Annotated in this window: 8 protein-coding genes; 7 read left to right on the top strand and 1 reads right to left on the bottom strand. The window is 64.4% G+C overall.

The genetic code is table 11. From position 1 onward, the window contains the following. Positions 1–1,015 (bottom strand): 1-aminocyclopropane-1-carboxylate deaminase (locus ACO6D5_RS28015; protein WP_485827195.1); only part of this gene is annotated, 1,015 nt, incomplete at its 3' end. Positions 1,016–1,207: 192 nt separating this feature from the next. Here ACO6D5_RS28015 and ACO6D5_RS28020 point away from each other — a divergent pair. From ACO6D5_RS28020 to ACO6D5_RS28050, 7 genes are all read left to right on the top strand, one after another. Further along, on the top strand, positions 1,208–1,678 hold the full coding sequence (locus ACO6D5_RS28020) for an Lrp/AsnC family transcriptional regulator (RefSeq protein WP_485827196.1): 471 nt from the start codon (positions 1,208–1,210) through the stop codon (positions 1,676–1,678). 327 nt (positions 1,679–2,005) lie between these two features. Beyond that, positions 2,006–4,873, top strand: a complete 2,868-nt coding sequence (locus tag ACO6D5_RS28025; protein WP_315846451.1) for a 2-oxoglutarate dehydrogenase E1 component — start codon at positions 2,006–2,008, stop codon at positions 4,871–4,873. 102 nt (positions 4,874–4,975) lie between these two features. Continuing rightward, positions 4,976–6,208, top strand: coding sequence for a 2-oxoglutarate dehydrogenase complex dihydrolipoyllysine-residue succinyltransferase (odhB, locus tag ACO6D5_RS28030; RefSeq protein ID WP_315846452.1), 1,233 nt, complete (start codon positions 4,976–4,978; stop codon positions 6,206–6,208). A gap of 132 nt (positions 6,209–6,340) precedes the next feature. Then, the gene (lpdA, locus tag ACO6D5_RS28035; RefSeq protein ID WP_485827197.1) at positions 6,341–7,768 is read left to right on the top strand and encodes a dihydrolipoyl dehydrogenase; all 1,428 of its coding nucleotides are present in this window, start codon (positions 6,341–6,343) and stop codon (positions 7,766–7,768) included. A gap of 151 nt (positions 7,769–7,919) precedes the next feature. Beyond that, positions 7,920–9,011, top strand: coding sequence for a cell division protein ZapE (gene zapE / locus ACO6D5_RS28040; RefSeq protein WP_315846454.1), 1,092 nt, complete (start codon positions 7,920–7,922; stop codon positions 9,009–9,011). Between the two features lie 111 nt (positions 9,012–9,122). Further along, on the top strand, positions 9,123–9,656 hold the full coding sequence (locus ACO6D5_RS28045) for a sigma-70 family RNA polymerase sigma factor (protein ID WP_485827198.1): 534 nt from the start codon (positions 9,123–9,125) through the stop codon (positions 9,654–9,656). Then, positions 9,649–10,608, top strand: a complete 960-nt coding sequence (locus ACO6D5_RS28050; RefSeq protein ID WP_485827199.1) for a FecR domain-containing protein — start codon at positions 9,649–9,651, stop codon at positions 10,606–10,608. The genes ACO6D5_RS28045 and ACO6D5_RS28050 overlap by 8 nt, the downstream gene beginning before the upstream one ends. Positions 10,609–10,617 lie beyond the last annotated feature (9 nt).

A 10,617-nucleotide genomic window follows, 5' to 3' on the forward strand; every position in this document is an offset into this window, starting at 1 on the left:
AGCCGTTGCGGTACAAAAAGCTGTAGGCGTTGATCGCCGGCACCCCTCCCAGGTGCGCATACAGCACTTTCGAGCCTGCCGGAATTTCGCCGCGGCGGATGATATCCATCATCCCCTGCATGGATTTCCCTTCGTAGACGGGGTCGGTCATCATGCCTTCCAGCCGCGCGCAGGTGCGAATGGCGTCGTTGGTTTCCGCCGATGGCAGGCCGTAGGCGGGATACGCATAGCGCGTGTCCAGCACCACGTCGCGGTCGGCGATGCCTGTCTCCAGCCCGACCAGGTCCGCGGTGCGGCGCGCGATGCGCAGGATCTGCGCGCGCGTCTGCTCCGGGGTGCCCGAGGCGTCGATGCCGATGACGCGGTCGGCGCGTCCATCGGCGGCAAAGCCCACCACCATGCCGGCCTGGGTGCTGCCGGTGACGGCGCACACGACGATGTAGTCGAACTTGAACCCCAGCTCGGCTTCCTGGCGCCGCACTTCCTCGGCAAAGCCTACGTACCCCAGGCCGCCCAGTTCATGGTCGGACGCGCCGGCGGGAATGGCGTAGGGCTTGCCACCGCGCTTTCTCACGTCTTCAAGCGCTTCTTCCCAACTGCGCCGGAAGCCGATGTCGAAGCCCTGGTCCACCAACCGCACGTCGGCGCCCATCAGGCGGCTCATCATGATGTTGCCGACGCGGTCATAGACCGCGTCCGAATAGTCCACCCAGTTTTCCTGGACCAGCACGCAGGCCAGGCCCAGCTTGGCGGCAACGGCGGCCACCATGCGGGTGTGGTTGGACTGGATGCCGCCGATGGTCACGAGCGTGTCGCAGCCTTGCTCGAGCGCTTGCGGGATCAGGTATTCCAGCTTGCGCAGTTTGTTGCCGCCGAAGGCCAGGCCGCTGTTGCAGTCTTCGCGCTTGGCATAGATGTCGACCTTGCCGCCGAGGTGGGCAGATAGCCGGTCGAGCTTTTCAATGGGGGTGTCGCCGAAGGTCAGGCGGTGGCGGGGAAATCGTTGCAGATCCATGCGGGCTCCTGGGAAAAAGGTCCGGGCCGGGCGGGTGGCGCGGATGGAGAAATCATAGGAATCGCCGGGATTTGCGGTCAATTGCGTTATTTATCGATTTTCGGTGTTTAAAGTTATTAATATCCGCTTTCTGAAAACCAATATTTCGAATATAAAAACAACAACGAAATTAAATTTTCAGGGACATATCAAATGACTGCCGCCTCGGGCCTGGACCGCATCGACCGCCACATTCTGCGCGTGCTGCAGGACGACGCGCAGATCACGAACCTGGACCTGAGCGCGCGCGTGCACCTGAGCCCGGCCGCCTGCCTGCGCCGCGTGGAAAAGCTCAAGGCCGAAGGCGTCATCCGGAAGACGGTCGCGTTGCTGGAGCCGGCAGAGGTCGACATGGCCACGCTGGTCATCGTGGGCGTGGTGCTGGACCGTTCCACGCCCGAGTCCTTCACCGATTTCGAGGAAGCCGCGCGCGGTATCAGCGGCTGCCTGGAGTGCCATCTGGTGGCGGGCGAATTCGATTACTTCCTGATGCTGCGCATACGCGATCTGGAACGCTTCAACAAGCTGCACGCGGGCGAGATCATCAAGCTGCCCGGCGTACGCCAGATCCGCACGTTTTTCGTGTTGAAAGAGATCCTGTCCACGACCTCGCTGCCGGTATGACGCGGCTATTGCGCAACACTCTTGTTTGGAGTGCCTGAAAATGACGCGCTGCGGCATTTTCGATTGACGGAATTTGATGGCGCGTAGACGTCTGGATTGCAGGCGTTCGACGGACATTCCAAAGCTGCATGCAGGTATTCCGCACGGGCTTTTGCGTCACGCAAATGCAAGAAGACGCCCATAAACTCAAAGGGTTATACTTTCAACCATACGGCTATCAAGGCTTGTACGCGCCTTCTGCCCCTGCGATCCGCTTAACGGGAAGCCCGTGCTGCGGAAGGTTTTCCTGCATCGTGTCGAGTGAAGCACTCGTAAAGGTGAAGCGATATGTCTTCGGAAATAGAATCTCTATCCACGTCTTATCTCTTTGGGGGTAATGCCCCTTATGTTGAGGAGCTTTACGAAGCCTACCTCGACAATCCCGGTTCGGTACCTGATAACTGGCGCGAGTATTTCGACCAGTTGCAGCATGCTCCCGCAACCGACGGCCAGGAATCCACTCGCGACCAGGCCCACGCTCCCATCGTCGAATCGTTTGCCCAGCGCGCCAAGGCCAATGCCTTCGTGCAACGCTCGGCTGAACCCGACCTGAGCGTCGCCAGCAAGCAGGTTTCGGTGCAGTCGCTGATTGCCGCCTACCGCTCGCTGGGTTCGCGCTGGGCTGACCTGGATCCGCTCAAGCGCCAGGAGCGTCCCCCGATCCCGGAACTCGATCCCGCCTTCTACGGCCTGACCGAAGCCGATCTGGACCAGACCTACTCGGCCACCAACACCTACTTCACGACCGCCAGCACGATGACGCTGCGCGACATCCTGAAGGCGCTGCGCGACACGTATTGCCGCAGCATCGGTGCTGAATTCACGCACATCTCCGACCCCGCCGCCAAGCGCTGGATCCAGGAGCGCCTGGAAACCACGCTGGGCGCGCCCGCTTACTCGGTCGAAGAAAAGCGCCACATCCTGCAGCAGCTGACCGAGTCCGAAGGCCTCGAGCGCTTCCTGCACACCAAGTACGTCGGCCAGAAGCGTTTCTCGCTGGAAGGCGGCGAAAGCTTCATCGCCTCGATGGACGAAGTGGTGAACCACGCCGGTGAAAACGGCGTCCAGGAAATCGTGGTCGGCATGGCCCACCGCGGCCGCCTGAACCTGCTCGTGAACATCATGGGCAAGATGCCCGGCGACCTGTTCGCCGAGTTCGAAGGCAAGCACGCCGAAGGCCTGACCGACGGCGACGTGAAGTACCACAACGGCTTCTCCAGCGACCTGTCCACCCGTGGCGGTCCGGTCCACCTGTCGTTGGCGTTCAACCCGTCCCACCTGGAAATCGTCAACCCCGTGGTCGAAGGCAGCGTGCGCGCTCGCCAGGAACGCCGCGGCGACGCCGAAGGCAAGCAAGTGCTGCCGGTGCTGGTGCACGGCGACGCGGCTTTCGCCGGCCAGGGCGTGGTCATGGAAACGCTGAACCTGGCCCAGACCCGCGGCTACGGCACGGGCGGCACGCTGCACATCGTCATCAACAACCAGATCGGCTTCACCACGTCCGACCCGCGCGACTCGCGTTCGACGCTGTATTGCACCGACGTGGTCAAGATGATCGAAGCCCCGGTGTTCCACGTCAACGGCGACGATCCCGAAGCCGTGGTGTTCGTCACCAAGCTGGCGCTGGACTACCGTCTGCAGTTCCGTCACGACATCGTCGTGGACATCGTTTGCTTCCGCAAGCTGGGCCACAACGAACAAGACACCCCGTCGCTGACGCAGCCCCTGATGTACAAGCGCATCGGCCATCACCCCGGCACGCGCAAGCTGTATGCCGACAAGCTGACCACGCAAGGCGTGCTGGCTGAGGGCGAAGCCGATCAACTGGTCAAGGACTACCGCCAGCTGATGGAAGACGGCCAGCGCACCATCGAACCGGTGCTGACCGACTACAAGAGCAAGTACGCGATCGACTGGTCGCCGTTCCTGGGCGCCAAGTGGACCGACCAGGCCGATACGGCCGTGCCGCTGGCTGAACTCAAGCGCATCGGCGAACGCATTACGTCGGTTCCGGAAGGCTTCACGGTGCACCCGCTGGTCGCCAAGCTGCTGAACGACCGCCGCACGATGGCCAAGGGCGAAATGAACCTGGACTGGGGCATGGGCGAACATCTCGCCTTCGCGACCCTGGTGTCCTCGGGCTACGCCATCCGCATCACCGGCCAGGATTCGGGCCGCGGCACGTTCACGCACCGCCACGCCGTGCTGCACGACCAGAACCGCGAACGCTGGAACGACGGCACCTACATTCCGCTGCAGAACGTGTCGGAAGGCCAGGCGCCTTTCACCGTGATCGACTCCGTGCTGTCCGAAGAGGCGGTGCTGGCGTTTGAATACGGCTACTCCAGCGCTGAACCGAACACGCTGACCATCTGGGAAGGCCAGTTCGGCGACTTCGTCAACGGCGCCCAGGTCGTGATCGACCAGTTCATCAGCTCCGGCGAAGCCAAGTGGGGCCGCCAGTCGGGCCTGACGCTGATGCTGCCGCACGGCTACGAAGGCCAGGGCCCCGAGCACTCCTCGGGCCGCATCGAGCGCTTCCTGCAACTGTGCGCCGACAACAACATGCAAGTGGTCCAGCCGACCTCTGCCTCGCAGATCTTCCACGTTCTGCGCCGCCAGATGATCCGCCCGTTCCGCAAGCCGCTGGTGCTGTTCACGCCGAAGTCGCTGCTGCGCAACAAGGATGCAGGTTCGCCCCTGACCGATCTGGCCGGTGGCAGCTTCCACCCGGTGATCGGCGAAGTGGACGACACCATCGACGCCAGCAAGGTCAAGCGCGTGCTGGCTTGCTCGGGCAAGGTGTATTACGACCTGGTCAACGCCCGCCGCGAGCGTGGCGCCGACAACGTCGCGATCGTCCGTGTCGAGCAGCTGTACCCGTTTGCGCACAAGTCGTTCGAAACGGAACTGCGCAAGTACCCCAAGGCAACCGAAGTGATCTGGGTTCAGGACGAACCGCAGAACCAGGGCGCCTGGTTCTACGTTCAGCATCACGTGTACGAGAACATGGTCGAAGGCCAAAAGCTGGGCTACGCTGGTCGTGCCGCGTCGGCATCGCCGGCCGTGGGCTACCTGGCCAAGCACCAGGAGCAGCAGAAGGCCCTGGTCGAAACGGCTTTCGCGCCCAAGTTCAAGGTCATGTTGACGAAGTAATCTCGACTTGATGCACGCGCCGCGGGCGGCAAGCGTTCAGGAACCCCGTTTCGAACCTTGCCGCGCCGCGTGACCAGAACACAACTTTACGGAACAAACAAAATGGCTATTACCGACGTCGTCGTCCCCCAACTTTCCGAATCCGTCTCCGAAGCGACCCTGCTGACCTGGAAGAAGCAGCCGGGCGCTGCCGTTGAAGCGGACGAAATCCTGATCGAAGTGGAAACCGACAAGGTCGTGCTGGAAGTGCCGGCTCCCGCCTCGGGCGTGCTGGCCGAAATCGTCAAGGGCGATGGCAGCACCGTGACCTCGGGTGAAGTGCTGGCCCGCATCGACACCGCTGGCAAGGCCGCCGCCGCTGCGACTGCCCCGGCTGCCGCCGCTCCGGCCGCTGCCCAAGCCGCCGCCGCTCCGGCGGCTGCTGCCCCGGCTTCGAACGCCGCTGCCGGCGTGGCATCGCCCGCCGCTTCCAAGATCCTGGCCGAGAAGGGCGTTGACGCCGCTTCCGTGGCCGGCACCGGCCGTGACGGCCGCGTGACCAAGGGCGACGCCCTGGCCGCCAGTGCTCCCGCCGCCAAGGCCGCTCCGGCCAAGGCCCCGGCGGCACCCGCCCCGACCACGCTGTCGCTGGACGGCCGTCCGGAACAGCGCGTGCCGATGAGCCGCCTGCGCGCCCGCATCGCCGAGCGCCTGCTGCAATCGCAGCAAGAAAACGCGATCCTGACCACGTTCAACGAAGTGAACATGCAAGCGGTCATCGATCTGCGCAGCAAGTACAAGGACAAGTTCGAAAAGGAACACGGCATCAAGCTGGGTTTCATGTCGTTCTTCGTCAAGGCCGCTGTGGCCGCGCTGAAGAAGTACCCGCTGATCAACGCGTCGATCGACGGCAAGGACATCATCTATCACGGCTACTTCGACATCGGTATCGCTGTCGGCAGCCCGCGTGGCCTGGTGGTGCCGATCCTGCGCAACGCCGACCAGCTGTCCATCGCTGAAATCGAAAAGACCATCGCCGACTTCGGCCGCCGCGCCGCTGACGGCAAGCTGGGCATTGAAGAAATGACCGGCGGCACGTTCTCGATCTCCAACGGCGGCGTGTTCGGTTCGATGCTGTCGACCCCGATCATCAACCCGCCGCAATCGGCCATCCTGGGCGTGCACGCCACCAAGGATCGCGCCGTTGTCGAAAACGGCCAGATCGTCATCCGCCCGATGAACTACCTGGCGCTGTCCTACGACCACCGCATCATCGACGGCCGCGAAGCCGTGCTGGGCCTGGTCGCCATGAAGGATGCCCTGGAAGATCCGCAGCGTCTGTTGCTGGACCTGTAATCTCGACGCTCCGCGCGCGGCGCCGCAACCGGCCTTCGGGCCTGCGGCGCCCCGGCCGGCTCTCAGCCGGCCTCCGGCAACACTGCGTCGGGCGGGGCGTGTTCCACCCCTCATCTCACCCGCGAGAACACTATGTCCAAACAATTTGACGTCGTCGTGATCGGCGCAGGCCCTGGCGGCTACATCGCCGCCATCCGTGCAGCGCAACTCGGCATGTCGGTCGCTTGCATCGACGCCTGGCAGAACGGCCAAGGCGGCCCGGCTCCTGGCGGCACGTGCACCAACGTCGGTTGCATCCCGTCCAAGGCGCTGCTGCAATCGTCCGAACACTTCGAACAAGCCAACCACCACTTCGCCGAGCACGGCATCGAAGTCAAGGGCGTCAGCCTGAAGCTCGACACGCTGATCGGCCGCAAGAACACGGTGGTCAAGCAGAACAACGACGGCATCCTGTACCTGTTCAAGAAGAACAAGGTCACGTTCTTCCACGGCAAGGGCGCGTTCAGCGGCCAAGTGGAAGGCGGCTGGGCCATCAAGGTCACCGGCACCACCGAAGAAGACCTGGTTGCCAAGCACGTCGTGGTCGCCACGGGCTCGTCGGCGCGTGAACTGCCCGGCCTGCCGTTTGACGAAAAGGTCGTGCTGTCCAACGACGGCGCGCTGAACATCGGCGCCGTGCCGAAGACGCTGGGCGTGATCGGCGCCGGCGTGATCGGCCTGGAAATGGGCAGCGTGTGGCGCCGCCTGGGTTCCGACGTCACCATCCTGGAAGCGATGCCGGAATTCCTGGCTGCCGCTGACGGCCAGGTGGCCAAGGAAGCCCTGAAGGCGTTCACCAAGCAAGGCCTGAACATCCAGATGGGTGTGAAGATCGGCGAGATCAAGGCCACCGCCAAGTCGGTGACCGTGCCCTACGTCGACGCCAAGGGCGCCGAGCAGAAGCTGGTGGTGGACAAGCTGATCGTCTCGATCGGCCGCGTGCCCTACACCGGCGGCCTGAACGCCGACGCCGTGGGCCTGAAGCTGGACGAACGCGGCTTCGTGGCCGTGGACGCCGATTGCAAGACCAACCTGCCGAACGTCTGGGCAGTGGGTGACGTCGTGCGCGGCCCGATGCTGGCGCACAAGGCCGAAGAAGAAGGCGTGGCGGTTGCCGAGCGCATCTCCGGCCAGCATGGCCACGTCAACTTCGACACCGTGCCGTGGGTCATCTACACGTCGCCGGAAATCGCCTGGGTGGGCAAGACCGAACAGCAGCTCAAGGCCGAAGGCCGTGAGTACAAGGCCGGCAGCTTCCCGTTCCTGGCCAACGGCCGCGCCCGCGCGCTGGGCGACACGACCGGCTTCGCCAAGGTCATCGCCGACGCCAAGACCGACGAAGTCCTGGGCGTGCACATCGTGGGCCCGATGGCCTCGGAACTGATCTCGGAAGCCGTGACCATCATGGAATTCCGCGGCGCCGCCGAAGACATCGCGCGCATCTGCCACGCGCACCCGACCTTGTCGGAAGCCGTGAAGGAAGCCGCTCTGGCCGTGGACAAGCGCGCGCTGAACTTCTAAGCGACGCTTGACCTGAGCAAGACAGGGGGCGGGTTCCAGGACCCGCCCTTTTTTTATCGCCGGGCCGACCCAAGAGTAGAGCGCCCCTTTGGGGTAGCAGGCATGCCAAGCATGCGCAGCGTGGGGGCCAAGTCAAGGTTATCCGATCCACATGAACGTCCGCGAATACTACGAACAGGCATTGGCCGAGCGAGGCTATGAGCCCGATGCCGCCCAGAAGCTGGCGATCGACCGCTTGCAGCGCTACTACGACGAATGGCTCAAGTTCAAGTCGATGCGCTCGAACGCGCTGAAGAAGCTGCTGAACCGGCCCGACGTGCCGCGCGGCGTGTATCTGTGGGGCGGAGTGGGGCGCGGCAAGAGCTTCCTGATGGACGCGTTCTATGCCACCGTGCCGGTCGTGCGCAAGACGCGCCTGCACTTCCACGAGTTCATGCGCGGCGTTCACCGCGAGCTGGAAGAAGTCAAAGGCATGCAGGATCCGCTGGACGAAGTGGCCAAGCGGGTCGCCAAGCGCTACCGCCTGATCTGCTTCGACGAATTCCACGTGTCGGATGTGGCCGACGCGATGATCCTGCACCGCCTGTTGCTCAAGCTGTTCGAGTACGGCACGTCGTTCGTGATGACGTCCAACTACGAGCCGTCCACGCTGTACACCGACGGCCTGCACCGCGACCGCGTGCTGCCTGCCATCGCGTTGATCCAGTCGCGCATGGACGTGATGAACGTGGACGCCGGCATCGACTACCGCCGCCGTTCGCTGGAACAGGTGCAGTGCTATCACACCCCGCTGGACGAGCACGCGCAAGCCGCGTTGCAGAAGGCGTTCGACAGCCTGGCGGACACCCCGCCGCAGGAACCGCTGCTGCACATCGAGCATCGCGAGATCCGCGCGCTGGCGCTGGCGGGCTCGGTCGTGTGGTTCGATTTCGCCACCCTCTGTGGCGGCCCCCGTTCGCAGAACGACTACCTGGAGCTGGCCAACCGGTTCCATGCCGTGATCCTGTCCGGCGTGCCGAAGATGGGGCCGCGCCAGGCGTCCGAGGCGCGCCGCTTCACGTGGCTGATCGACGTGTTCTATGACCACCGGGTCAAGCTCATCATGTCCGCCGAATGCGAGCCCGAGGCCATCTATACGGAAGGCGCGCTGGCCAACGAGTTCCACCGCACGGTGTCGCGCATTCTTGAAATGCAGTCGCGCGAATACCTGGAATCGGAACGCCGGCTGACCGTGACGTTGTAGTTATGCCGCATCCGGCCCCTGTTGCAGGGGCCGGACGGATATAGGATTGGTAACGCAAGTCATTATCAATTAAGATTTTGAGACTTCTGGTCCCGCACCGCCGTCTCACTCGTGTCCTCCCCTTATCTCCCCGCATCGATCCCGTGCGCCGACACTGCCATCGCGCCCGTCGATGGCTTGTACCGCGATCACCGCCCGTGGCTGTTCGGGTGGTTGCGCCGCAAGCTGGGATGCGAGCACCGCGCGGAGGATCTGGCGCAGGATGTTTTCGTACGGGTGATCCAGGGGCGCAAGGCGGTGCGCGCGAACGAAGCCCGCGCCTTGCTGACCACGATCGCCAAGGGGCTGGTGGTGGACTACCAGCGCCATGCCGCGCTGGAGTATGCCTACCTGGCCTATCTGGCCACGGTGCCCGAAGCCTATGCTCCGTCGCCCGAGATGCAGGCCGAGCAACTGCAATCGCTGATGCAGCTGGACCGCTTGCTGGACGGCCTGCCGCCCAAGGCGCGATCGGCCTTCCTGCTGTCGCAGCTGGACGGCCTGACCTATCCCGAAATCGCCCAGCGCCTGGGCGTGTCCTTGAGTTCCGTTCAACAGTACATGGTGCGCGCGATGTCCGCGTGCTACGTGGCGTTCTATGAGTGACGCTGCGCGCGGCATGCCGCCGGACCCGGTCGTGCGCCAGGCCATCGCCTGGTGGGCCAAGCTGCAATCCGGCCTGGCCGATGCGCACGACCGGGAATCCTGTCATGCCTGGCTGGAAGCGGACGCCGCGCACCGGCAGGCCTGGGACCGTTTGCAGGCCATCGGCCGCGATGCGCGCCGGGTGCCGCCGGCCTTGGCGCGTGCCGCCTTGAATGCGCCTCGATCGCCCGGACGCCGTACCGCGTTGCGCGGCCTGCTGGCGTTCACCGGCCTTGCCGCCACGGGTTGGGCCGGTTACCGGCACACGCCCTGGCAGCGTCTGGCGGCCGACTTGAGCACAAGCGTGGGAGAGCGCCGCACCGTGGCGTTGGCCGACGGTTTGAACATCACCCTGAACAGCGACAGTGCCGTGCGCCTGCACCTGACCGCCCAGGCGCGCGGCATCGACCTGCTTCGCGGCGAGATGCTGGTGAACACCGCAGCGCGCCCGGGCATCGGCGCGTTGCGTGTCGACACCGGCTACGGCGAGCTGCACGTCGAACAGGCCCGCTTCGATCTGCGCCGCACCGACGAGGGGTCGCGCCTGGGCGTATACGAAGGCAGCGTCGCCTTGTTGCGCGATGGCGTATGGACGCATGCGTCCGCCGGCGAACGCCTGGCCTTCGCGAACGGCGGCCAGATCGGCCGCCACGCGTCGGACCCGGACCGCCTGGCCTGGGTGGACGGCCTGGTGGTGGCCAAGGAGTGGCGCCTGGACTATTTCGCCCAGTACCTGGCGCGCCAGCGCATAGGGGTGATCCGCGTGGATCCGGCCGTCGCCGACCTGAGATTGTCGGGCGTCTTCCCGCTGGACGACGCCGAACGCGCCATCAAGGCGCTGGAGCCCGCCTTGCCGATTTCGGTGACGCGGCACACGCAGTACTGGCTACAGATCGGCCCCCGTCAAACCTGACACCACCGC

It is taken from the genome of Achromobacter sp. (assembly GCF_057314935.1).